Raw genomic sequence first — 941 nt, 5'->3', positions numbered from 1 at the left:
CCTATCTCTGCGATCACTTCGAGATCAGGTCCTGCGGCTTTCACGCCCACAGGGGTTTTGATGCCGGTTGCCAACATAGCGATGCGGTTGCGGATCGGCATGATCCAAACATCTGTCAAGGAAGGAACATCAACCAAACGGTCAAGTTCTGCGCGGATGTCATCCATCGTCACGCCGGGGCGCCACTCTTCGCGCGGCCGCAACTGAATCGTCGTTTCGATCATCGTGAGCGGGGCCGGGTCAGGGGGCGTGTCGGGTCGGCCAGCCTTGCCATAGACGGTCAGGACCTCCGGCACCGTCGCGATAAGCCGGTTCGTTTGCTGGACAACCTCTGCAATCTTGCCCGCGGAGACGGCCGGATAGGCGCTTGGCATGTACAGTAAATCGCCTTCATCCAGATCGGGCATGAACTCGCTGCCCATTCTCGACAGCGGCACCGCCGCACTGGCCATGACCAAAACCGCCAGGCCGACCATCACCCATGGGCGAGCCATTACGACGCTTATGAAGGGGCGATACGCTGCGATCAAAATGCGGTTGATCGGGTTTTTGTGTTCAGGCGTGATTTTTCCGCGAATAAAGAATCCCATCAGCACTGGAACAAGCGTTACCGGGAGCCCCGCAGCAGCAGCCATCGCATAGGTTTTGGTGAAAGCCAGAGGGTGGAAGAGGCGACCTTCCTGTGCCTCCAGAGCGAAGATCGGCACGAAACTGAAGGTTATGATCAGGAGCGAGAAGAACAGCGCCGGGCCAACCTCGACAGCTGCATCAGCGACAATCCGCCATCTGTTCTCGGGTGTTATCTCTTCCTTCTCGATATGCTTGTGCAAGTTCTCGATCATCACGATAGCGGCGTCGACCATGGCGCCAATCGCAATCGCGATCCCGCCCAGTGACATGATGTTTGCGTTGATCCCCTGCGCGTTCATGATGATGAAAGC

At 57.6% G+C, this 941-nt stretch carries 1 protein-coding gene; it reads right to left on the bottom strand.

Features of this window, described 5'->3' with window-relative positions; genetic code table 11:
• Window positions 1–941, bottom strand: a 941-nt coding sequence (locus PKF00_RS44835) for an efflux RND transporter permease subunit (protein ID WP_271223732.1), incomplete at both ends; no start/stop codon positions are given.

The sequence above is a fragment of the Streptosporangium carneum genome (assembly GCF_027922005.1).
GTDB lineage: Bacteria > Actinomycetota > Actinomycetes > Streptosporangiales > Streptosporangiaceae > Streptosporangium > Streptosporangium carneum.
The sequence above is the reverse complement of the archived record's forward strand: the minus strand, read 5'-3'. Positions and strand labels throughout refer to the sequence as shown.